Origin of the sequence: Phytohabitans kaempferiae, from assembly GCF_042433955.1 — a bacterium.
GTDB classification, from domain to species: Bacteria; Actinomycetota; Actinomycetes; order Mycobacteriales; family Micromonosporaceae; genus Phytohabitans; species Phytohabitans kaempferiae.
Genome location: NZ_JBHLUH010000003.1, coordinates 74,829 through 95,615, shown reverse-complemented (window position 1 = coordinate 95,615; position 20,787 = coordinate 74,829). Strand labels below are relative to the sequence as shown.

The following is a 20,787-nucleotide window of genomic DNA, read 5'->3' as shown; positions in this document are numbered from 1 at the left end:
ACGCCGATCGATCCCTTGTGTCGGTGGTGCGACGCAGGCAACTCGTTCCGGCCCTGTGCCATCACGCCCTTCCTGAGTTAGAATCCGGGATGAACGTCCCGCTTTTGCGCTACGGGACGGTGATCCCGTCAGTGCTGGAGGAGTGCGTGGCCAGAGAGCTCCGTGCCGACGCCCGGCGAAACCGGGCCCGAGTGCTGGCGGTCGCAGCCGAGGTCTTCGCCGCCGAAGGGCTCGGGGTGCCGATCCACGAGATCGCCCGCCGCGCGGGCGTGGGCACCGGCACGGTCAGCCGCCATTTCCCGACCAAGGAGGCGCTCTACGCGGCCATCCTGCTGGAGCGGATGGAGCGGCTCACCGCCGAGGCCGACGCGCTCGCCGCGAGCAAGACGCCGGGCGAGGCGTTCTTCCGGTTCTTCGCCACGCTTGTGCACGAGGGCGCGACCAACCGAGGGCTCGCCGAGGCGCTCGCCGGTGCCGGCTACGACCTGGACGCCGCCGGCACCGAGGCGGGACACGACGTTTCGGGGCGGCTCCGCACGCTGCTCGCGATGGCGCAGGAGGCTGGTGCGGTGCGGTCCGATGTGGAGTTCGCCGACGTCAAGGCGCTGATGATGGGCTGCCAGGCGCACCCCGCGGGGGGCACTGACCTGGCCGCGCTCGACCGCACCGTCACCGTGGTCCGCGCCGGCCTGCGCGCCTGACGGCGGCCCGGCTCAGCGCGACCGCACGAAGCGCTTCTGCCAGGGCGTCTCGACCGCGTGCCGGTCGTACCGGGCGCGGATCCAGGCGACCGCCTCCTCGGGCGGCACGCCGTCGAGCACGGCGATGCAGGCGAGCGCTGTGCCGGTGCGCCCGCGACCGCCGCCGCAGGCGACCTCGACCCGCTCGTCCGCCGCCCGCTCCCACGCCTCCCGGAGCGTGGCGCGGGCCTTCGCCCGGTCGCTGGGCAGCCAGAAGTCGGGCCACCTGATCCACCGGCTCGCCCAGCTCACCGGGGGCGGCGGGCGGCCGAGCAGGTAGACACCGAACGTCGGCGAGGGCCCGGGCGGCAGTGGTCGCCGCAGCCCGCGCCCTCGCACGATCCGTCCGGACGGCAAACGGACCACTCCGGGCTCACCCACCTCCCAACTCATCGGCCCACGGTACCTGTCAGGTGTTCCAGACCTGGAACGAGGAGATCTGACCGGCGGGCCAGCCGGTGTTGGCGGTGATGTTCAGCCGGAAGTACCGCTGGGTCGTCGCCGGGAAGGTGATCGTGGCCGTGGGCGTGAAGTTGTACGCCGCCGAGGCCGCCACCGCCGTCCACGTACTCCCGTTGGTGCTGCCCTGTACGGAGAGCGTCTGGCTGCGCGCCCCACGATGCGGGGAGCTGGAGCACGATCCGGCTCGCGCTCTGCGCCGAGCCGAGGTCCACCTGTATCCACTGCGGGAAGGAGCCGTTGGCGCTCTCCCAGTACGTGTTGGCGTTGCCGTCGGTCACCAGAGCGGCCCCGGTCGAGCCGTTAGCCTGGCTGCTCGCTGACGCCGGCTTGCCGGCCGCGATGTTGGTGTTGGCGCCGGTACCGCTGCCGGAGAGGCCGACCGAGGTCGGGCTGTTGCTGGCGTTGCTGGTGATCGTGACCGTGCCGGTGCGGTTTCCCTCGGCGGTCGGGCGGAAATGAGTCCATGCAAGTTCCTAGCGGTGCATTGAAAGAGGAGAGCGACGCGGCCAGAGCAGGAGCAGGAGCACCACCGCCACCAGGGCAAACAGGCCAGCGATCTTCATCGAGCCGGCCACGCCCGCGGCGTACGCCTCCTGGTACGCGGCCATCACCGTCTGCCGTTCGCCGGCGGGGAGCTTGTCGAGGACGGCGGCTGCGGCGTCCGACCCGCTCAGCGCGTTGGCGAGTTGGGCGATCTCGTCGTCGGTGAGCCCGGCGGCCTCCGCCTCGTCCCGCGCACGATGCGCCCCGGTGCTCTTGGCCACGGCGGCGAAAAGCGCGACGCCAATCGCGCCGCCGAGCATGCTGCTCATCTTGAACAGCCCGGAGGCGGTGCCGGCGAGCTCGGGCGGTGGGCCGGCGACGGCGGTGTCGGAGATCGGCACCGAGAGCAGGCCGAGTCCCGCGCCGAGCACGAGCAGCCCGGCGAGCAGCAGCCAGTACGGCGAGTCGGTGCTCACCACGCCGGCGAGGAGCGTACCGACGCCGAGCAGCACCAGACCCCAGGCGACCGGGGTACGCGGACCGAGGCGCGCCGCCATCCGGGAGCCGACCGGGTTGAGCGCGAGAATCGTGAGCGTCGAGGGGAAGAGCAGCAGCCCCGCCTCCAGCGCGCTGTATCCGCGTACCGTCTGGAGGTAGAGCGCGAGCAGGAAACTGAGCCCGGCGAAGACGACGTTCATCACCAGGTTGGCGGTGAGCGCGCCGTCGAAGTCGCGGGCGCGGAAGAGGCGCAGGTCGACCAGCGGCTCACGGACCCGCCGCTCGACGAAGACGAACGCCACCGCGAGTACCGCCGCCCCGACCAGCAGCCCGATGATGAGGGGGTCGCCGAAACCGGCCGACTGCCCCTCGGTGAACGCGTAAAGCAGGCAGAACGCCGCGCCGGCACTGGTCAGCAGCCCGATCAGGTCGACCCCGCCGGTGGCGCCCTCGTCCCGCGACTCGGGCGTGTACCGGAGGATCACCACGAACGCGGCGGCGGCGAGCGGCGCGGCGATCCAGAAGAGCGACCGCCACCCCAGGGCGCTGGTGAGCGCACCGCCCACCGCCGGGCCGGCAGCCTGCCCGACCCAGGCGACCGCCATCCAGGCGCCGAACGCCTTCGGCTGCTCCGCGCGGGGAAACAGCGGCGGGATCAGCGCGAGCGTCGCGGGCAGGATCATCGCCGCGCCGACGCCCATGAGCGCGCGGCCGGTGACCAGCCCGGGCAGGCCGGAGAGGAACGCGGTCAGCAGCGAGAAACCGCCGAACACCGCGACGCCGAGCAGCAGCACGCGGCGCCGCCCGTAGAGGTCGCCGCACCGGCCGGCGGCGAGTACGAGCGCGCCGCAAGCGAGGCTGAACGCGTTGTTCGTCCACTGTAGATCGGTGAGGCCGATCTCCTGCTGAGTGGAGATGGTCGGCAGCGCGACGCCCAGATCGGCGAACGCGAGCCACACGAGCCCGGCGGCCGAGCAGAGTCCGGCCAGTGCGATCCACCGGTGGCGCACCGCGCCACCGACGGCGGAAACGGTCCGTGCCTCGCCGACCATGGACCCCTCCCGACTTCCCCGGTTTTCCCAGCATGCCCCTATTTATGCAATTAGTCTCGCGTTTGGGTGTGGACCGATCGAGCGAACGGGAGGCACCGATGACCGCCATGGATCTGCCGGGTGCGAAGGCCCGAGGAGCACAGGCATCTCCCGCTACGAAATCGGCGCCCGCCGCGGCGACCAGGACGAAGGCACCGGCGGTCGCGTACATCTCCTGGATCGCCCTGGCCCTGATGACCACGAGTTCGGTCGCCAGCCTCCGGGCCGCGCCGTCGATGGCGGTGTACGGCCTGGCCGCCGTCTTCCTGTACCTGCTGCCGGCGATCGTCTTCCTGCTGCCGACCTCGCTGGTCTCGGCCGAACTCGCCTCCGGCTGGAACGGCGGCGTCTACCGCTGGGTCAGCGAGGGCATCTCCGCGCCGATGGGCTTCCTAGCCGTCTGGTGCCAGTTCGCCATGACTATCTTCTACTACCCCAGCCTGCTCGCGTTCGTGGCGAGCACGCTCGCGTACGTGATCAATCCGGCCCTCGCCACCAGCGGTCTCTGGACCGCGGCGGTCATCATGATCTGCTTCTGGGCCGGCGTCTACATCTCCTCGCAGGGCACCAAGTCGATCGCGGGCCTCTCCAGCATGGGCCTGATCATCGGCACGCTCGTCCCCGGCGTCCTGCTCGTCACGCTCGGCGTGGTCTTCCTGGGGCAGGGCAACCCCTCGGCCGCCCCGATGGACGCCGGACACATGCTTCCCGCCTGGGCCGGCCTCGCCAGCCTCGTGCTCATCGTCAACAACTTCCTGTCGTACTCCGGCATGGAGATGAACGCCGTGCACGTCTCCTCGCTGCGCAATCCGGGGCGCGAGTTCCCCCGCTCGATGTTCATGGCGATGGGGCTGGTGCTGCTCATCTTCGTGCTGCCGGCGCTGGCGATCTCGTGGGTCGTACCGGCGCAGCAGATCAGCCTAACGTCCGGCGTGATGCAGGCGTTCGACGCGGTGTTCGGGCAGTTCGGCGTCACGTGGATGACCCCGATCCTCGGCGTCATGCTGGTGGTCGCCGCGCTCGGCGGCATGCTCACCTGGCTCGCCGGACCGTCGAAGGGCCTGTTGCTGGTCTCCCGCCAGTACGGCTACCTGCCGCCGTTCCTGCAACGGCTCAACAAGCACGGCGTGCAGCAGAACATCCTCGTGGCGCAGGGCGCGGTCACCACGGTCATCGCGCTGATGTACGCGTTCATCCCGGACGTCTCCAGCGCGTACTGGATCTTCTCGGTGATCACCACGCAGGTGTACCTCATCGTGTACCTGCTGATGTTCGTCGCCGCGGTTCGGTTGCGCCGCACGCAGCCGGACCATCCGCGGGGCTTCCGGGCGCCGGCGCTGCTGGCCCTCTGCGTGGTCGGTTTCCTCGCCTCGATCGCCGCGCTGCTGATCGGCTTCGTGCCCTCGTCACAGTTCGGCGGCGGCAGCGTTGTCCTGTACGTGAGCATCGTCGGCGGCGGCCTGGCGATCATCGGCCTGCTCGTGCCGTACCTCTTCTACCGGCTGCGCAAGCCGCACTGGCGGACCGCAGACCCCGCGGCCACCACCGCGGTCGAGTGAGCGGGAGTTAGCGATGACCACGACAGCACCGCACGAGCCGGTCTCCTTCCACGACCCGCACAAACACCGCCGGATCACGTACATCGTCGCCGGTGCCGTGATCGTCGTGCTGCTGGTTCTGGGGCTGGCGATGTACAACCGGGCCGAGCACAACGCCGCCGCCGAGGCCAAGGCCGACCAGTTGATCGCGCTCTTCCAGGCGGAGGAGCTGCCGGTGCCGGACCGCGACCAGATCATCCGGACCCTCGGCGACGACGGCGGGGCGATGTGCGCCGACCCTGGCAACGCACTAAAAAAGGCGATCCGCGACGGGCTCGGCTCGAACGGCGCCGCCGGGCCGGGCCAGCGGCCGGTCTTCATCGCCGAGCGCACGATCAAGGGCGAGAAGCTCGCGCTGAGCGTGTACTGCCCGGACCAGCTGCCCGAGTTCCAGACCTACACCAACGGGCTCAACCTCGACGACGTCGTCAAGGAGTGACGCGATGGACGGCAACGGCCTGCACGGGCGCGTACACGACCTCATGGACCGCGCCCGCACCGATTTGACCGAGCTGGTCTCGTACCGGTCGGTCGCCGACCCCCGGCAGTATCCGCCGGAGGAGTGCACGAAGGCGGCCAACTGGATACTCGACGCCTTCGGCGAGGTGGGCTTCACCGACCTGCGGCTGGAGGAGACACCGGACGGCTCGCGCGCGGTGTACGGCGAGCGGGAAGGGCCGGACGGCGCGCCGACCGTGCTGCTCTACGCCCACTACGACGTGCAGCCGCCGCTCGACGACGCGGCCTGGCGCACGCCCCCGTTCCAGCTCACCGAGCACAATGGACGGTGGTACGGCCGGGGCACCGCCGACTGCAAGGGCAACATCCTCATGCACCTGACCGCGTTGCGCGCGCTCGGCGACGACGTACCGGTCAACCTCAAGCTCATCGTCGAGGGCTCGGAGGAGCAGGGCACCGGCGGGCTGGAGGAGTTCGTACCCGGCCACGCCGACCTGCTCGCCGCCGACGCGATCCTGGTCTGCGACACCGGCAACGCGGCGGTGGGCGCGCCCGCCGCGACGATCAGCCTGCGCGGGCTCGCCAACTGTGTGGTGACTGTGGAGTCGCTCTCCTCGGAGATGCACTCCGGCATGTTCGGCGGTGCCGCGCCGGACGCGCTCGCCGCGCTCATCCACATGCTCGCCACGCTCCGCGACGAGCGGGGCAACACGACCGTCACGGGTCTGGACAACACGCAGACCTGGCAAGGCGAGGTGTACGACCCGGAGCGGTTCCGCAACGACGCCAATGTCCTCGATGGAGTCGACCTGGTCGGTGACGGCACGGTCTCGGACATGCTGTGGGCCCGCCCGGCGGCGACCGTGCTCGGCATCGACTGCCCGCCGGTGGTGGGGTCGGCGGCAGCGATCCAGCCGCACGCGCGGGCCCGGATCAACCTGCGCGTACCGCCCGGGATGGACCCGAAGGCGGCCCAAGACGCGCTGATCGCACACCTGGAGTCGGTCGCGCCGTGGCACGTCAAGGTGAGCGTGGAGCGGGAGGCGTCCGGTGCGCCCTTCCGCGCGTCGACCGGCGGCCCGGCGTACGACGCGCTCGCCGCCGCGATGAAAGAGTCGTACGGGCGCGACCTCACCACGCTCGGGCAGGGCGGCTCGATCCCGCTGTGCAACGTCTTCGCCGACACGTACCCGGACGCCGAGATCATCCTCATGGGCGTGGAGGAGCCGCTGACGCTCATGCACGCGCCCAACGAGAGCGTCGACCCGCGCGAGATCGAGCACATGGCGCTGGCCGAGGCGCTCTTCTTCCAGCGGTACGCGGGGCGGGCCTCGTGATCACGTCAACCGCCGGCGGCCACTCCGGTCGCATGGAACGGGCCGCTCGCACCGACCGCGCACTCGGCACGGCCGCGTAGTGCCCGAGGGGGAGCGGCCGAGCGGTGCGGCGTACCTGCGGCTGGTCGGGCTCGGCGCTGCGGTCGGCATGGCCGCGCAGACCCGCCTCCTCTTCTCCCCGCTCATCTTCGCCGCGCTGCTCGTCGGTACGGCGGGGAAGGACGCGGTGCCGGCTGCGGCACTTGCCTCCGCCACCGTGTGGCTGGCGATCAGCCGCCTGCAACCGGCGCCCGCGTCACCCCCTACTCGTTCCGAGCCGTCTCCGGGCCGGTGATCCGCCGCAGGAGCGGGAGGGTCGAGGCGATGATGGCGAGCGAGGCGACCAGCCCGGCCGACACCGCCGCGTAGTAGCCGACCCCGGGAGCCCGCAGCGTGTAGTCCAGCTGCGAGGTGAGGAAGAGCTGCGCGGCGAGGAAGCCCATGCCGATCGCGAGCACGGCCACGAAGAGCATCGGCACCGCGCTCTCCAGCACGACCACGCGGCGCAGCAGCCCGATCCGCACACCGGTGAGCCGCAGCATGCTGAACGGGCGTTTGCGCTCGGTGAGCCCGCCGACCACGCTCACCGCGAGGCTGCATCCCGCGATGGCAAGGCTGGCGACGATCACCACGTTGGCGAGCTGCTGCCATTGCACCAGCGTCCGCCGGAAGTCGCCTTCCAGCTCTGCGACCGTGCTGGGGAAACGAGTGTTGGGGAAGGCGGCTTCGAGCAAGGTACGCGAGCGCTCGATCGCCGCTGTCGAACCATCCGTCTCCACGACGACCGAGAGCAGCGGCAGCGCCTGTACGCTCGCGGCCTCCACCGGTGCGGCCGACCAGACCGGCGGATCGTCGGAGGCGCGGCGCAGGCCGACCAGGTCGGTGTAGACGTACGCCACGTCGGCGCCCGGCGCGCACCGGCCCAGCTCGGGCGAGCGGGCGAGGTCGGCGCAGCGGATCAGCCCGGGAAGCCAGTCCGGATTGTCCGGCGTGGACCGCTGCTGGGGATTGGCGTAGACCGGTTGGATCGCGACGACGCCGGGCACCGAGGCGAGCCCGGCCGGGATCTGCGCCACGCTCGGCGCATCCCCGTCCTCCGGCCAGAACGTGTGAGAGAGCACGCTGCCCATCACGGAACCGCTGCGCGGGGCGCCCCGCTCCGCCACCATCGTGGTCATCACGCCGGTGGCGACGCTGGTGACGAAGAGCGCCAGCATCAGCCCGCTGACCGCGCGGAAGCCGGCCTGCGGATTGTCCGCCAGCCGCCGGCCGGCGATGATCGCGGCGGCGTGCCGGGCCCGCCGGGCCAGGATCCGCGAACCGACGAGCGTCAGCCACGGCCCGGCGACCACCAGCCCGATCATGATCAGCACAAAGCCGGACATGTACGCCATGATCTGGCCGTTGGTGGTGCCAGGTCGCCGGCCGACGAAGTAGAGCAGCTCGGCGACGCCAGCCACGAGCAGGATCAGCCGCCAGGCCTGTGGCGGGCGTGGCGTGACGCGCCGGGTCACGCCCAGCGGGGAGATCTGCACCCGGCGCAGCGCGAACCGCGCCACCACCGCCGCGCCCAGCGGCACGCCGAGGACGACCAGCAGCACCTCGACCAGGCCGAGCGACAGGTCGCCGGGATAGAAGCGCTCACCGGTGAACGGGATCATGGCGAGCGCGGAGCGGAACGCGAAGAACAGGCCGATGCCGGCGACCGCGCCGGTGACGGCGGCGACCGTCGACTCCACCGCGGAAATCACCGAGATCTGGCGCGGTGTCGCACCGACCAGGCGCATCGCGGCGAAACGCTGCTCGCGGCGGGCCGCGGCGAGGCGGGTCGCGGTGCCGATCAGGATCAGCACCGGCACTATCAGAGCGCCCGCGACGACCCCCAGGACCACGCTGATGCCCTCGGTGCCGATGCCGATCACGCAGCGGTCGCACTCGCTCGGGTCGGTGGTCAGCACGCTGGCGACCTGGGTCGCGCCCCGCACCTGCGAGACCTCGTCGGGAGTGCGGCCGACGACGATGAGCAACGAGTCGGGCGACGGGAGAGCGGCGTCGCCGATCGTGCCGACCTCCCGACCGGGAAACCGGTCGGCCAGCTCCACGGCCGGATGCGTGCGGAGCAGCTCGCTGAGCGCCGGCGAGGCGAAGTACTCCCCCGGGCCGGGCACGTGCGTGATGCCGGGCAGCGCCGGTGCGTCGGGCCCGGTGGTGGCCACGTCGAGCCGGCCGATCCGGTCGCCGTGGAACACGTCGTCGCGCAGCGCCCACCAGATCGGGTCGGCCGCCCGCGGCCCGGTCGGCTGCTCCACGAGACCGCTGTTGAGCCACGCGTACCGCGAGTTTTGCGCATTGACCGCGTTGATGCCGGCGAGCGCGGCCAGCAGCAGGCCGACCCCGAGCGCCACCGCGACCGCGATGACGGCGAGCCGGACCACCGCCTCCCGGCCGCTGGCCAACGCGAGACGCAAACCGAGGCGGATCACGAGAGCACTCGCTCCGGCGCGAGCGCGGCCACCTTGCCGTCGCGGACCATGACGTGACGGTCCGCGTACGCCGCGACGCGCGCCTCGTGCGTGACCACGACGACCGTCGTGCCGTGCTCCCGCGCGGCACCGACCATCTGGTCCATCACCTGCTCGCCGGTGAGCGAGTCGAGCGAACCGGTCGGCTCGTCGGCGAAGAGCACCTTGGGGCTGGCGACCAGGCCGCGGGCGAGTGCGACCCGCTGCGCCTGCCCACCGGACAGCTCACCGGAGCGGCGCTGCTCCAGCCCGTCGAGCCCCAGCCGGCCGAACCACGGCCGGGCCTGCCGCAGCGCGGCGTCGCGCCGGGCACCGGCGAGCAGCAGTGGCAGCGCGACGTTTTCCTCGGCGGTCAGCTCCGGCACGAGCTGGCCGAACTGGAACACGAAACCGAAGCTGTCGCGACGCAGCGTGCTGCGGCCGGTCTCGTCCATGCTGTCGACCCGGCGGCCGTCGAAGTGGACCTCGCCGGAGTCGGGCACGAGGATGCCGGCCAGGCAGTGCAGCAGCGTCGACTTGCCCGAGCCGCTGGGGCCCATGATTGCCAGGATCTCGCCGGGCGCGACCGCCACGCTGGCGCCGCGCAGTGCCGGGGTCTGCCCGAACGACAGCACGATGTCACGCGCCTCGATGATCACGCCGCCCTCCGCCGTCCGCGCGCCGCCGCTCATCGCTTCACCACCTCGGCGGCCAGGGCGTCGAGGCGCGCCGCGGTCGTGTCGATCCAGCGCAGATCGGCCTCCAGGTGGAAGAGGCCGTGGTCGGCGAGGAGCGCGTCGACCAGGCTGCCGCTGCGCCGGATCTCGGTCAGCTCGCGCATGCGCTCCAGGTGGGCACCGCGCTGGCGATCGAGGTAATCCTGCGCGGGCCGCCCGAGCATGAGGGCGAGCACCACCTTGGTGAAGAGCACCGACTGGAGGTGAGGCTCGGCCTCGAGCGGCTCGGTCAGCCAGGCGTCGAACTCGGTCGCGCCCTGCTCGGTGATGACGTAACGCTTGCGCTCCGGGCCGACGCCGGGCTGCACCTCGCTGATCACCACCTTGCCGTCGCGGGCCAGGCGGCCGAGGGTCGCGTAGACCTGCCCGAACGGCAGTGGACGGCCACGCCCGAAGAAGGCGTCGTAGTCGCGCTTGAGGTCGTAGCCATGGCTGGGCTCCCGCTCGAGCAGGCCGAGGAGGGTCAACGGAACACTCATGCCGGAAGCATAACCTGAGCGTATACCTCGCGTATATACCCCCGGCGTATATCGACGTGGCTCGCCCCTCCCGCGACACGGCTGACAAGATCGCCGTACGGTTCAGGTGTTGACCCCGGGCGGGCGAAAGGGGACGGGTCATGGGCCTCACGATCGGTTACAAGGCATCGGCGGAGCAGTTCGGGCCGCGGCAACTCGTCGAGTACGCGGTGCGCGCCGAAGAGGTCGGCCTGGACAGCGTCTTCAGCTCGGACCACTTCCTGCCGTGGCGGCACGAGGGCGGCCACGCCCCGTTCGCCCTCTCCTGGATGACGGCGGTGGGCGAGCGGACCCGACGGGTACGGATCGGCACGAGCGTGCTCACGCCCACGTTCCGGTACAACCCGGCGGTCATCGCGCAGGCGTTCGCGACGATGGCGCTGCTCCACGACAACCGCGTCATCCTCGGCGTCGGCACCGGCGAGGCGCTCAACGAGATCGCTGTCTCCGGCATGCGGTGGCCCGAGTTCAAGGAGCGCTACGCCCGGCTGCGCGAGGCGGTGCGCCTGATCCGCGCCCTGTGGACGAAGGACGAGGTCACCTTCGAGGGCGAGCACTTCAAGCTGGTCAACGCCCGGATCTACGACCGTCCCGAGCGCCCGGTCCCGATCTACGTGGCCGCGGGCGGTCCGCTGGTCGCGAAGTACGCCGGCCGCGCGGGCGACGGTTTCATCTGCACGTCCGGCAAGGGCATGGACCTGTACACGGAGAAGCTGATGCCAGCGGTGGCCGAGGGCGCGGCGGCGGCCGAGCGGGACGCCGGCGGCATCGACAAGATGATCGAGATCAAGCTGTCGTACGACCGCGACCCGGCCGCCGCGCTGGAGAACACGCGCTTCTGGGCGCCGCTGTCGCTGACCGCCGAGCAGAAGCACACCGTCGACAGCGCCGAGGAGATGGAACGCCTCGCCGACGAACTCCCCATCGAGCAGGTCGCGAAGCGGTGGATCGTCGCCTCCGACCCGGACGAGGCGCTGGCGCAGATCAAGCCCTACGTCGACGCCGGCCTCAACCACCTGGTCTTCCACGGGCCAGGGCACGACCAGGAGCGCTTCCTGACCCAGTTTGCCGAAGACCTCCTGCCGCGGCTGCGCGCCATCGGCTGACGGGCCGGGCCGCGCCGGAGCGGATCAGGTCAGCAGCTTCGTGAGGGACGCTTCGAGCGCGGGCAGGTCGAGCGGCTCGTCCCGGACCAGCGCCTGCACCAGTACGCCGTCGAGGAAGGTCGCCGCCGCCCGCGCCGCCGCCGGTGGGGCGTGGGCGCCGAGGACCCGGGTCAGCCCGTCCGCCCAGGCCAGGGCGAGCGGTCGCAGCTCCGGCCGGCGTGCGGCCGCCACGTACAGCTCGGTCTCCAGCAGCGCCCGGCTCCGGTCGGCGAGGTAGTCGGCGGTGAGCGCGGCCAGCGTCGCCGGCAGACGGTCGCTGGCCGCCAGCGCCGCCGCCCAGCCCTCCAGCTCCCGCACCGTCTCGTCGGTCAGGTGCTGGAGCGCGGCGGCGGAGAGGTCGTCGAGGCTCGCGAAGTAGTACGTGGTCGCGCCGAGCGGCACCTCCGCACGAGCGGCGACAAGCCGGTGCGTCAGCCCGGCGACGCCCACCTCGGCGACGAGCTGGCTCGCCGCCTCCACGATCCGGCGGCGGCGCCCCTCGGGGTCACGCTTGGTCAATGGGCACCACCGAGGTTGAGGACGACGACGCCCGCGACCACGAGCACGACGCCGATCACCTTGGTCGCGGTCACCGGCTCGCTCAGGAAGAGCGCGCCGATCACGACGATCAGCGTGGTGCCGAGCCCGGACCAGATCGCGTAGCCGACGCCGACCTGGAGCCCTTTCTGGATCGCCATGGAGAGCGTGAAGAACGCCATCCCGTAGGCACTCAGCGTCGCCACCGTCGGCCAGAGCCGGGTGAACCCCTCGGTGCTCTTGAGCAGGCTGGTGCCGAGCACCTCGGCCGCGATGGCCAGCCCGAGAAACACGTACGCCATGGGTCGCCTCCATCTGGTACACCTGTACATGTACAAGCGTACAGGAGCTGCGACTAGGTCGTCTCGGGGTCGGTGACGTCGGCGTACGTGGCGTCGAGCGCGGCCAGGGCCTCCCCCGCGGCGACCGCGACCGCCACCCCGTGCTCGCCCGCGCCCAGCGTGATCTCCCGCCCGCGCAGGCGCTCGTCGGCGACGACCGGCCAGCTCCGGGTCGAGCCGAAGGGGGTGATCGTGCCCCGCTCGTAGCCGGTCGCCTCCTTGGCCGACGCGGCATCCGGCATGGACAGCCGGCTGACGCCGAGGAGTGTGCGCAGCTTGGGCCAGGAGATGACCCGGTCGCCGGGGACGAGCACGAAGAGGAAGTCGTCGTCGCCCCGGCGTACCACGATGGTCTTGACCACGTCGGGGATCTCCACGCCGCGCGCCTCGGCGGCCTCGGGCAGGCTGTGCACCGGGCCGTGGCGGATGATCCGATAGGCGACACCGGATCTGTCGAGCGCTTGCAGCGCGGCACTTGCCATGCCCCGCAGACTATCCGCATGGCTGTCCGAAGCTCCGGTGAAGCACGCCTCGCACTCCAGCGGCTCATCGGCCAGGAGCGCGTGCCGTACCCGACCCTGCTGCGCGCCGACGACCTGCCCGCCGGACTCTCCGTCTCGGATCCGGCCGCCGGGCGGCAGTGGCTGTGGGACGAGCCGCCGCCCGGGCTCGTCGGCGGATACGGCAACCCGGAGACGTACGCGCTGCCCGACGCGCCGCCCGAGGTGTGGGCGCCACCGCACACGGTGGACGGTGCGGCCGAGGAGGTGCGCCGCTCGTACATGCGGCACAGCGTCGACCTCACCATGCGCGGTGGCACGACGTCCGGCGTGGTGTATCCGCTCGCGGTCTGCGAGGTGGCGAGCCGCTTCCGCGTACGCAACGTGGGCGGCGCCTCGGCGGGGGCGATCGCCGCCGCCGTGACCGCCGCCGCCGAGGTGGGGCGGAGCAGCCGACTCCCGGCGGAGGCGTACGCGCCACTGTCCGAGGAGGAGCGGCGGGATGGCCACGTCCGGCCGGGATTCGTGGGCCTGTCCGACACGATCGCGTGGCTGGCCGAGGTGTCGCCGGAGGAGCTGGGCGGCGAGCGCGACGCGTACCGGCTGGCGCAGCTCTTCCGCCCCGGCCCGCGCGACCGCCGCCTCTTCGCCCTGGTCACCGCGTTCATGCGCCGGCAGGTGTGGGCCGGCGCGCTCGCGCTGCTGCTCGCGTTCGGCAAGTGGTCCAAGCTCATGGTCGCCGCGCTGGCCGCGATGGGGCTCTGGCTCGCGGTGTGGGTCGGCGCGCGGCTGCCCTCCTGGCCGGCGGTCGACCGGCCCGGCGGTGACCACGGCTGGGGGCGGTACGGCTGGGCCGCCCTCGACCTCTACCTCTTCTTCGCCAGCGTCGGCGCGGTGCTCGTGCTGGTGCCCACGCTCGCGAGCCGCTCCCCCAAGCCCTCGCCACCGCGCTGGCTCACGTTGCTGACCAGCGTCTCCAGCCGTCACCAGACCGAAAAGCGCCTGCTGTCGTACTCCTTGTGGCGCCCGCTGAGCGCGGCAGTCGTGCTCGCCGTCACCGCGGTCCTCACCTGGCTGCGCTGGTGGGACTGGGTCGCCGGCGCGCTCGCCGGCGCGGCGCTCAGCCTGGCGATGGGCGCGGTGGTCGCGACCAGCGCGTGGCGGTACGTCGTGGGGGTCGGCCGCCGGCACTTCGGGCTGCTCGCCGGCGCGGCGCCGCAGACCTCGCGCCGCCCCTCGGAGTTTCTGGCCGGCGCCGCCCGGCCCACCGTGTCGCGCGCGGTGATCCCGTGGCTGAGCGACTGCCTCAGCGAGGTGGCCGCGCTGGAGAAGGGCGAGGTGCTCCGCTTCGGGCACCTGTGGCAGGGCCGCTCGTTCAAGCCGCTCGCCTTGGCCACGCCGGAGATCGTCCAGCTCGCCCGCCATCCCGAACGGCGGCTGGTCAACCTCGAACTGATCACGACCGACCTGTCCCGCCAGCGCCCGTACCGCTTTCCGCTGACCGCGGTGGAGCCCGGCGACCCGGAGGCCGGCACGCTCTACTTCCGGATGGAAGACCTGGCCGACGGCGACGACGCGGTCTTCCCGCCGGAGGTGATCGCGGCCATGCGCGACCCCGCGCCGGTGACGGTGCCGCAGACCGATCCCAACGCCGAGGCGGTCACGCTGCACCGGCTGCCCGACCCCTGGAATCTCCCGGTCATCTTCGCGGTACGGCTCAGCCTCGCGCTGCCCGCGCTCTTCAAGGGCATCCGCCTGTACCGGCTGGTGCCCGCGACGGAGATCGGTGACGAGTTCGGCCGGGGCATCCTCGACCACGCCCGCAACCGTCTCATGTGGCCGGAGGACGGCCGGCGACGGGCGCAGGCGCTGTGGTTCTCCGACGGTGGCATCACCTCCAACTTCCCGGTGCACCTCTTCGACTCGCCGCTGCCCCGGTGGCCCACGTTCGGGCTCAACCTCGGGCAGCATCCCTACCAGTTCCCGCACCAGGACGTGTGGCTGCCGCAGGACTGGGAGCAGGCGGTGGTGCCGGCGACCGACCTGGGGACGGCCGGCACCACGTTCGTCGGGTCCATCGTGGACACCGCCCGGTCGTGGCGCGACTCGATGCAGACCGCGATGCCCGGCTACCGCGGCCGGGTCGCCTGGGTACGCCAGCGCGCCGACGAGGGCGGCACCAACCTGTACATGCCTCGCGAGATCATCGCCTCGATGGCGCTGCGCGGCGCGCTCGCCGGGGCGCGGCTGACCCGCCGCTTCGGGCACACGAAGCAGTGGGACCGGCACCGGTGGCTGCGCCTGCGCTCCACACTGGACAACCTGGACGAGCTGCGCGGCGCGGTGCGGGAGAGCGCGCCGTACTACGCCGACATCCTCGCCGGGCGCGACGATTTTCTGCGGCGGGCCGGCGCCGACTACCCGTACGACCCGCCGGGCGACGCGGAGGCCGGTTGGTTCGAGCCGGGCGACGCGACGTTCTGGCCGGCCGCCGACGAGCTGCTGCGAAACCTCGCCGAGGGCGGCCCCGGCGACGTGCTCACGCGGGGGACGCCGAGCCCGCGGCCGGACCTTCGCCAGGTGCCACCGGAGTAGTCGGCTCCACCACCACCTTGAGGCCGTGGCGGGCGACCGCGGCCTCGAAGGCGTCACCGGTCTCGTCGAGGGGATGACGGGCACTGACCACAGTGGATACGTCGACAAGCCCGCGGCGGACGAGGTCGATCGCGCGAGGATACGTCTCCTTCATCCGCCGTACCATCGCGATGGTGAGTCCTTTCCGGCGCGCCACCGAGGCGGGAAACGTGGTGGTGTCGCCGTCCGGGATGCCAACCAGCACCACGCGCGCGGCCGGAGCGGCGGCCACCATCGCCGCCTCGACCGCGGGGTCGGTGCCCGCCACCTCGAACGCCACGTCGACGTCGAGCCCGTCAGGATTGTCCACAAGCGACGCTCCAAACGCCTCGGCGGCGCGCTGGCGGTGCGGCAGCGGCTCGGTGGCGTACACCGCGCGAGCGCCCATCAGCTGGGCGAGCTGCACGAGCAACAGCCCGATCGGGCCGCAGCCGAAGACGCCGACGGTCATGCCCAGCCGCAGATGCGCCAGGTCGAGCGAGTGCAGCGCGACACCGAGTGGCTCGAGCATCGCGCCGTCGGCGTCGGACAGCTCGTCCGGGAGCGTGTGCAGGCGCGCGCTCGGCCAGGCCAGGTACTCCCGCAGGCCGCCGTCGAGCGTGCCGTGGCCGGCGAAGCGGATGGCGAGGCAGAGGTTGCGGTGGCCACGACCGCACGGGTCGCACCGCTCGCAGGGGATGGCCGGGTCGATCGCGACCCGCTCGCCCTGCCTCGGCCCGTCCTCGACCACGCCGGCCATCTCGTGCCCGACGACGAGCGGCTGGGCCAGGCGCGCGTCGCCGATGCCGCCTTCGGTGTACCAGTGCAGGTCGGAGCCGCAGAGGCCGACGGCGGTCACTCTGACCAGGCTCTCGTCCGGACCCACCGCCGGCATCGGCTCGTCGGAGACGCGGATGTCCCCGACGCCGTGCAGCCGCGCGACGCGCATCAGAGGCCGAGCCTCTGCCGGATCTCCCGCTGCACGGCCTCCGGTTCGGGGCGGGCGTCGATCGTCACCACGTACTCCTTACGGCGGAAGATGTCGAGCACCGGCTTGGTCTTGGTGTGGTAGTCACGCAGCCGGGCGGCGAGCGCCTCGGGCGTGTCGTCGGCTCGCGTGATCAGCTCGCCACCGCAGACGTCGCACTTCCCCTCTTCCTCGGGGCGGTCGGCGATGAGGTTGTAGTCCATGCCGCAGAGGGAGCAGAGCCGCCGGTTGAGCACGCGGCGGTGCACCTCGTCGTCGGGCAGGTCGAGGTGGATCACACCGTCGATGTCGAAGCTCTCCAGGAAGAACTCCGCCTGCCGCCCGTTGCGCGGGAAGCCGTCGACGACGAAGCCGTAGTTCCAGTCGTGCTGCTGGAGGCGGTCTCTGACCACCGACTCGACCAGGTCGTCGCCGATCAGGTCGCCCGCCGACATCGTGCGCCGCACCTGGGCACCGATCTTGGTGTGGTGCTGCACGTGCCAGCGGAAGATGTCGCCGACGTTTATGTGCACGAGGTCGTACTCCCGGCAGAGCAGCGCGGCCTGGGTACCTTTACCGCTGCCCTGCACGCCCATCACGACGTACTTGCGCATGAGGTGCACCATCGCACACCTTCGCCCGCTGCGCCCGCACACTCCAGCAACAGAGCCCTCGCCCTGGCGTCGCGTGCGTCGCTGGCATCCCGGCAGCTCACGCCTTGATCTTGGCTTCAGTCGGTTACGCCGCGCTTCTCCAAGGCGCTGCGCAGGGCGCGGAGCGCGTAGTAGACGCGAGACTTCGCCGTGCCGAGCGGAAGGCCCAGTGCCTCCGCCGCCTCGGCGACGGTGCGCCCCTTGAAGTACGTCTCCAGCAGCATCTCCTGGTGCGGCTGGCTGAGCGTGCGCAGCGCGTCGGTGACCGCCATGCGGCGCAGCACGTGCTCGCTCTCGTCCGGCTCGGAGACGTTTTCCAGGTCCACGCCGTACGCCTCGGCGGGGCGCGCGCTCTGGCTGCGGTGCTCGTCGATCGCGATCCGCCGGGCCACCGTCACCAGCCACGGGCGCAGGGAGACCTGCCCCTGCGCCCCGAGCCGGTGCGCGTTGCGCCAGCCGCGCAGGAGCGTCTCCTGCACGATGTCCTCCGCGCGCTGGCGGTCGCCCGCGACGAGCTGGAGGACGAACCTCAGCAGCGGCGCCGCATGCTGCTCGTACAGCTCGCGGACCAGGGCGTCTTCGTTGTCGCCCTCGCCCCGGTGGTGCCGTCCCGCGGTCAGCCCCGACGTCATGCAGGGCCGCCCGACGCGAACACGGTCACAGACACACTCACCTCACGGTCGTCGGCCTGACCGGGCCGGGCACGCCCGACCCCCCTGGTAGTAGGAGGCGCGGTGCGCGCGATGCGATAACAGAAACTATCTCGTGTCTACTGGCCAGTTCAGCGCGGGTTGCCGAATCCCTTGTCGAGCCCGGCGCGACGCAGCGCGTCGGCCATCGCACCCTGCGGCGGCCGGGCCGGCTGAGCTGGGCGTTTGCCGCCCTGCCTGGCTGGCCGGTCGCGGCGCCCCTGGCCGCCGGCGGCGTCGTTGCCCCCGGCCTTCGCTCTGTCCGCGCCGCCCTCGTCGTCGAGGCGGAGCGTCAGCGAGATCCGCTTGCGCGGCACGTCGACGTCGAGCACCTTCACACGGACGATGTCGCCCGGCTTGGCCACGTCACGCGGGTCTTTGACGAAGGTCTTCGACATCGCCGACACGTGCACCAGGCCGTCCTGGTGTACGCCCACGTCGACGAACGCGCCGAACGCGGCCACGTTGGTGACCACGCCCTCCAGCACCATCCCCGGCTTCAGGTCGGCCAGCGTCTCCACGCCCTCGGCGAAGGATGCCGTCTTGAACGCCGGCCGCGGGTCACGCCCCGGCTTTTCCAACTCCTTGAGGATGTCGGTGACGGTGGGCAGGCCGAACGTGTCGTCGACGAAGTCCACCGGCTTGAGGCTCCGGAGCACCGAGCCGTTGCCGATCAGCGTCGGAAGGTCACTCTTCGTCGCGGTCAGGATGCGCCGGACCACCGGGTACGCCTCGGGGTGCACGCTGGACGCGTCGAGCGGATCTTCGCCGCCGGGGATGCGCAGGAAGCCAGCACACTGCTCGAACGCCTTCGGTCCGAGCCGCGACACGTCCTTGAGCGCCTTCCGGGAGCGGAACGGCCCGTTGGTGTCGCGGTGCATCACGATGCTCGCGGCGAGCCCTTCACCGATGCCGGAGACCCTGGTCAGCAGCGGCGCGGAGGCGGTGTTGACATCGACGCCGACCGCGTTCACACAGTCTTCGACAACGGCGTCGAGCGAGCGGGAGAGCTTCACCTCGGAGAGGTCGTGCTGGTACTGCCCCACGCCGATCGACTTCGGGTCGATCTTGACCAGCTCGGCGAGCGGATCCTGGAGGCGGCGGGCGATGGAGACCGCGCCGCGCAGCGAGACGTTGAGTTCGGGAAGCTCCTGCGAGGCGTACGCGGACGCGGAGTAGACCGAGGCGCCCGCCTCGGACACCACGATCTTGGTGAGCTTGAGCTCGGGATGCCGGGCCATCAGGTCGCCGGCCAGCTTGTCGGTCTCTCGCGACGCTGTGCCGTTGCCGATCGCGACCAACTCGACCTTGTGTGCCGCCGCCAGCTTGGCCAGCGTGGCGATCGACTCGTCCCACCGGTGGGTCGGCACGTGCGGGTAGATCGTCTCCGTCGCGACCACCTTGCCGGTCGCGTCGACCACCGCCACCTTCACGCCGGTGCGGAAGCCCGGGTCGAGCCCCATCGTGGGCCGAGTGCCAGCGGGCGCGGCGAGCAGCAGGTCACGCAGGTTGGCGGCGAAGACGCGCACGGCCTCCTCCTCGGCCGCCTGCCACAGCCGGCTACGGATGTTGGCGTCGAGGTGGATCAGGATGCGAACGCGCCACGCGGAGCGCACCGTGTCGAGCAGCCACCGGTCGGCCGGCCGCCCCTTGTCGGTGATGCCGAAGTGGCCGGCGATCCGCGGCTCGTACGAGTTGGGGCCCTCAGGGTCCTCGGGCTCCGGCGTGAGGTCGAGGACCTCCTCCTTCTCGCCCCGGAACATCGCGAGGATCCGGTGCGACGGAAGCTTGGTGAACGGCTCGGCGAAGTCGAAGTAGTCGGCGAACTTGGCGCCGTCGTCCTGCTTCCCCTCGCGTACCCGCGAGACCAGCCGACCACGCGTCCACATCTGCTCGCGGAGGGCCCCGATGAGGTCGGCGTCTTCGGCGAAGCGCTCGATCAGGATGTGGCGGGCACCTTCGAGGGCGGCGGCCGCGTCGGCCACGCCCTTCTCCGCATCGACGTATCCCGCGGCGGCGGTCAGCGGCTCCTGCGTCGGGTCGCTGAGCAGCAGCTCAGCCAGCGGCTCCAGCCCCGCCTCGCGCGCGATCATCGCCTTCGTGCGGCGCTTCGGCTTGTACGGCAGGTAGATATCTTCCAGGCGCGCCTTCGAGTCGGCGGCCATGATCTGCGCCTCGAGCGCCTCGTCGAGCTTGCCCTGGCTGCGGATCGACTCCAGGATCGCGGTGCGCCGCTCCTCCATCTCGCGCAGGTAGCGCAGCCGCTCCTCCAGCGTGCGCAGCTGCGCGTCGTCGAGCGCGCCGGTCACTTCCTTGCGGTAGCGGGCGATGAACGGCACCGTCGCCCCGCCGTCCAGCAGGTCGACAGCGGCCGCCACCTGCCGTTCTCGCACACCGAGCTCGTCGGCGATCCGCTGGGTAGTCGAGATCCGTTCCGTCGTCACGGAGCGATCCTAGGTGTTTCGCTCGCCGGCGACGACCGACACGGTGTCCGGCGATTCCGCGTTCCTGGTCGACCGGTGGCGGCATCGATGACGAGCCGCTGGTCAGGGGTGATCGGCGCGCTCTCCGGCCAGCCACCGCGGATGGCATTCGACAATGACGACCGGCGATGCGGTTACGCCGTGCGTTGCGCGTCTGAAGAACTCGCGGTGCCGATGCGGGGGAACGGGTCGATAGAGAAGATCACCTCGACCGACACCTCGAAGTAGCGCGAGATCCGCAGCGCCAGGTGCAGGCTGGGGCTGAACTCGCCGCGCTCCAGGTAGCCCACCGTCTGGTAGTGCACGCCCAGCGCCTCGGCGAGCTGCCGCCGCGAGATGCCCCGCTCGGCGCGCAGCATGGCGATGCGGTTGTAGATGACCTCACTCATCCGCCTC

21 protein-coding genes and 1 pseudogene are annotated in these 20,787 nt (G+C 71.6%); 8 read left to right on the top strand and 14 right to left on the bottom strand.

Translation table 11 applies throughout. The features are described 5' to 3' along the window. Window positions 1-89: 89 nt before the first annotated feature. Window positions 90-701 carry a TetR/AcrR family transcriptional regulator gene (locus ACFFIA_RS00920; RefSeq protein WP_377243748.1) on the top strand — a complete coding sequence of 204 codons (612 nt, stop codon included), beginning with the start codon at window positions 90-92 and terminating at the stop codon, window positions 699-701. 12 nt (window positions 702-713) lie between these two features. Here ACFFIA_RS00920 and ACFFIA_RS00915 read toward each other — a convergent pair whose 3' ends face one another. Further along, window positions 714-1,133 (bottom strand): protein-tyrosine phosphatase family protein, encoded by a 420-nt coding sequence (locus tag ACFFIA_RS00915; RefSeq protein ID WP_377243745.1) that lies wholly within the window; start codon window positions 1,131-1,133, stop codon window positions 714-716. A 16-nt stretch (window positions 1,134-1,149) separates the two neighbouring features. After that, window positions 1,150-1,480: pseudogene (locus tag ACFFIA_RS00910) on the bottom strand (galactose-binding domain-containing protein). Here ACFFIA_RS00910 and ACFFIA_RS00905 point away from each other — a divergent pair. Beyond that, window positions 1,440-1,661 (top strand): hypothetical protein, encoded by a 222-nt coding sequence (locus ACFFIA_RS00905; protein ID WP_377243855.1) that lies wholly within the window; start codon window positions 1,440-1,442, stop codon window positions 1,659-1,661. The pseudogene ACFFIA_RS00910 and the gene ACFFIA_RS00905 sit on opposite strands and share 41 nt — an antisense overlap. Before the next feature lie 14 nt (window positions 1,662-1,675). On the opposite strand, the gene ACFFIA_RS00900 is transcribed toward ACFFIA_RS00905, so the two are convergent. Beyond that, on the bottom strand, window positions 1,676-3,235 hold the full coding sequence (locus tag ACFFIA_RS00900; protein ID WP_377243742.1) for an MFS transporter: 1,560 nt from the start codon (window positions 3,233-3,235) through the stop codon (window positions 1,676-1,678). A 98-nt stretch (window positions 3,236-3,333) separates the two neighbouring features. On the opposite strand from ACFFIA_RS00900, the gene gadC reads away from it, so the two are divergent. From gadC to ACFFIA_RS00880, 4 genes are all read left to right on the top strand, one after another. Then, entirely contained in the window at window positions 3,334-4,833 is a 1,500-nt protein-coding gene (gadC, locus tag ACFFIA_RS00895) for a glutamate/gamma-aminobutyrate antiporter GadC (protein WP_377243739.1), read from the top strand. Between the two features lie 13 nt (window positions 4,834-4,846). Beyond that, entirely contained in the window at window positions 4,847-5,311 is a 465-nt protein-coding gene (locus ACFFIA_RS00890) for a hypothetical protein (protein ID WP_377243736.1), read from the top strand. Window positions 5,312-5,315: 4 nt separating this feature from the next. Continuing rightward, on the top strand, window positions 5,316-6,668 hold the full coding sequence (locus ACFFIA_RS00885; RefSeq protein WP_377243733.1) for a dipeptidase: 1,353 nt from the start codon (window positions 5,316-5,318) through the stop codon (window positions 6,666-6,668). 79 nt (window positions 6,669-6,747) lie between these two features. Beyond that, the gene (locus ACFFIA_RS00880; RefSeq protein ID WP_377243730.1) at window positions 6,748-7,002 is read left to right on the top strand and encodes a hypothetical protein; all 255 of its coding nucleotides are present in this window, start codon (window positions 6,748-6,750) and stop codon (window positions 7,000-7,002) included. On the opposite strand, the gene ACFFIA_RS00875 is transcribed toward ACFFIA_RS00880, so the two are convergent. Genes ACFFIA_RS00875 through ACFFIA_RS00865 form a run of 3 tightly spaced genes read right to left on the bottom strand, consistent with a single transcriptional unit; the run spans window position 6,971 to window position 10,424 of the window. Further along, window positions 6,971-9,190, bottom strand: coding sequence for an FtsX-like permease family protein (locus ACFFIA_RS00875; RefSeq protein ID WP_377243727.1), 2,220 nt, complete (start codon window positions 9,188-9,190; stop codon window positions 6,971-6,973). The genes ACFFIA_RS00880 and ACFFIA_RS00875 overlap by 32 nt on opposite strands. Next, window positions 9,187-9,900: an ABC transporter ATP-binding protein gene (locus tag ACFFIA_RS00870; protein ID WP_377243724.1), complete on the bottom strand. Its 714-nt coding sequence runs from the start codon at window positions 9,898-9,900 to the stop codon at window positions 9,187-9,189. The genes ACFFIA_RS00875 and ACFFIA_RS00870 overlap by 4 nt, the downstream gene beginning before the upstream one ends. After that, window positions 9,897-10,424: a PadR family transcriptional regulator gene (locus tag ACFFIA_RS00865; protein ID WP_377243721.1), complete on the bottom strand. Its 528-nt coding sequence runs from the start codon at window positions 10,422-10,424 to the stop codon at window positions 9,897-9,899. Before ACFFIA_RS00865 ends, ACFFIA_RS00870 begins: the two co-directional genes overlap by 4 nt. A gap of 140 nt (window positions 10,425-10,564) precedes the next feature. Between ACFFIA_RS00865 and fgd the strand changes: the two genes are divergently transcribed. Beyond that, entirely contained in the window at window positions 10,565-11,569 is a 1,005-nt protein-coding gene (gene fgd / locus ACFFIA_RS00860; protein ID WP_377243718.1) for a glucose-6-phosphate dehydrogenase (coenzyme-F420), read from the top strand. Window positions 11,570-11,593: 24 nt separating this feature from the next. Here fgd and ACFFIA_RS00855 read toward each other — a convergent pair whose 3' ends face one another. From ACFFIA_RS00855 to ACFFIA_RS00845, 3 genes are read right to left on the bottom strand one after another with little or no spacing between them, the layout of a single operon-like run. Further along, entirely contained in the window at window positions 11,594-12,127 is a 534-nt protein-coding gene (locus ACFFIA_RS00855) for a TetR/AcrR family transcriptional regulator (protein WP_377243715.1), read from the bottom strand. Next, window positions 12,124-12,447: a DMT family transporter gene (locus ACFFIA_RS00850; RefSeq protein WP_377243712.1), complete on the bottom strand. Its 324-nt coding sequence runs from the start codon at window positions 12,445-12,447 to the stop codon at window positions 12,124-12,126. Before ACFFIA_RS00850 ends, ACFFIA_RS00855 begins: the two co-directional genes overlap by 4 nt. Before the next feature lie 53 nt (window positions 12,448-12,500). Then, the gene (locus ACFFIA_RS00845) at window positions 12,501-12,968 is read right to left on the bottom strand and encodes an aminoacyl-tRNA deacylase (RefSeq protein ID WP_377243709.1); all 468 of its coding nucleotides are present in this window, start codon (window positions 12,966-12,968) and stop codon (window positions 12,501-12,503) included. A gap of 18 nt (window positions 12,969-12,986) precedes the next feature. Here ACFFIA_RS00845 and ACFFIA_RS00840 point away from each other — a divergent pair, with 18 nt between their 5' ends. Continuing rightward, the gene (locus ACFFIA_RS00840) at window positions 12,987-15,581 is read left to right on the top strand and encodes a hypothetical protein (protein ID WP_377243706.1); all 2,595 of its coding nucleotides are present in this window, start codon (window positions 12,987-12,989) and stop codon (window positions 15,579-15,581) included. On the opposite strand, the gene ACFFIA_RS00835 is transcribed toward ACFFIA_RS00840, so the two are convergent. From ACFFIA_RS00835 to ACFFIA_RS00815, 5 genes are all read right to left on the bottom strand, one after another. Further along, the gene (locus ACFFIA_RS00835; RefSeq protein ID WP_377243704.1) at window positions 15,526-16,548 is read right to left on the bottom strand and encodes a zinc-dependent alcohol dehydrogenase; all 1,023 of its coding nucleotides are present in this window, start codon (window positions 16,546-16,548) and stop codon (window positions 15,526-15,528) included. The genes ACFFIA_RS00840 and ACFFIA_RS00835 overlap by 56 nt on opposite strands. After that, complete coding sequence (locus tag ACFFIA_RS00830) at window positions 16,548-17,192, bottom strand: adenylate kinase family protein (protein ID WP_377243701.1); 645 nt, start codon at window positions 17,190-17,192, stop codon at window positions 16,548-16,550. The genes ACFFIA_RS00835 and ACFFIA_RS00830 overlap by 1 nt, the downstream gene beginning before the upstream one ends. 104 nt (window positions 17,193-17,296) lie before the next feature. After that, entirely contained in the window at window positions 17,297-17,851 is a 555-nt protein-coding gene (locus ACFFIA_RS00825) for a sigma-70 family RNA polymerase sigma factor (RefSeq protein WP_377243698.1), read from the bottom strand. A 149-nt stretch (window positions 17,852-18,000) separates the two neighbouring features. Next, window positions 18,001-20,352 (bottom strand): Tex family protein, encoded by a 2,352-nt coding sequence (locus tag ACFFIA_RS00820; RefSeq protein ID WP_377243695.1) that lies wholly within the window; start codon window positions 20,350-20,352, stop codon window positions 18,001-18,003. 173 nt (window positions 20,353-20,525) lie between these two features. Next, window positions 20,526-20,780, bottom strand: coding sequence for a helix-turn-helix transcriptional regulator (locus tag ACFFIA_RS00815; protein WP_377243692.1), 255 nt, complete (start codon window positions 20,778-20,780; stop codon window positions 20,526-20,528). Window positions 20,781-20,787: the final 7 nt, after the last annotated feature.

What these genes read in the sequence shown, in the direction of transcription:
- ACFFIA_RS00920 (WP_377243748.1), top strand. Translation starts at nt 90, where the DNA reads ATGAACGTCCCGCTTTTGCGCTACGGGACGGTGATCCCGTCAGTGCTG.
- ACFFIA_RS00915 (WP_377243745.1), bottom strand. Translation starts at nt 1,133, where the DNA reads ATGAGTTGGGAGGTGGGTGAGCCCGGAGTGGTCCGTTTGCCGTCCGGA.
- ACFFIA_RS00900 (WP_377243742.1), bottom strand. Translation starts at nt 3,235, where the DNA reads ATGGTCGGCGAGGCACGGACCGTTTCCGCCGTCGGTGGCGCGGTGCGC.
- gadC (WP_377243739.1), top strand. Translation starts at nt 3,334, where the DNA reads ATGACCGCCATGGATCTGCCGGGTGCGAAGGCCCGAGGAGCACAGGCA.
- ACFFIA_RS00890 (WP_377243736.1), top strand. Translation starts at nt 4,847, where the DNA reads ATGACCACGACAGCACCGCACGAGCCGGTCTCCTTCCACGACCCGCAC.
- ACFFIA_RS00885 (WP_377243733.1), top strand. Translation starts at nt 5,316, where the DNA reads ATGGACGGCAACGGCCTGCACGGGCGCGTACACGACCTCATGGACCGC.
- ACFFIA_RS00870 (WP_377243724.1), bottom strand. Translation starts at nt 9,900, where the DNA reads ATGAGCGGCGGCGCGCGGACGGCGGAGGGCGGCGTGATCATCGAGGCG.
- ACFFIA_RS00865 (WP_377243721.1), bottom strand. Translation starts at nt 10,424, where the DNA reads ATGAGTGTTCCGTTGACCCTCCTCGGCCTGCTCGAGCGGGAGCCCAGC.
- fgd (WP_377243718.1), top strand. Translation starts at nt 10,565, where the DNA reads ATGGGCCTCACGATCGGTTACAAGGCATCGGCGGAGCAGTTCGGGCCG.
- ACFFIA_RS00850 (WP_377243712.1), bottom strand. Translation starts at nt 12,447, where the DNA reads ATGGCGTACGTGTTTCTCGGGCTGGCCATCGCGGCCGAGGTGCTCGGC.
- ACFFIA_RS00845 (WP_377243709.1), bottom strand. Translation starts at nt 12,968, where the DNA reads ATGGCAAGTGCCGCGCTGCAAGCGCTCGACAGATCCGGTGTCGCCTAT.
- ACFFIA_RS00840 (WP_377243706.1), top strand. Translation starts at nt 12,987, where the DNA reads ATGGCTGTCCGAAGCTCCGGTGAAGCACGCCTCGCACTCCAGCGGCTC.
- ACFFIA_RS00835 (WP_377243704.1), bottom strand. Translation starts at nt 16,548, where the DNA reads ATGCGCGTCGCGCGGCTGCACGGCGTCGGGGACATCCGCGTCTCCGAC.
- ACFFIA_RS00830 (WP_377243701.1), bottom strand. Translation starts at nt 17,192, where the DNA reads ATGGTGCACCTCATGCGCAAGTACGTCGTGATGGGCGTGCAGGGCAGC.
- ACFFIA_RS00825 (WP_377243698.1), bottom strand. Translation starts at nt 17,851, where the DNA reads ATGACGTCGGGGCTGACCGCGGGACGGCACCACCGGGGCGAGGGCGAC.
- ACFFIA_RS00815 (WP_377243692.1), bottom strand. Translation starts at nt 20,780, where the DNA reads ATGAGTGAGGTCATCTACAACCGCATCGCCATGCTGCGCGCCGAGCGG.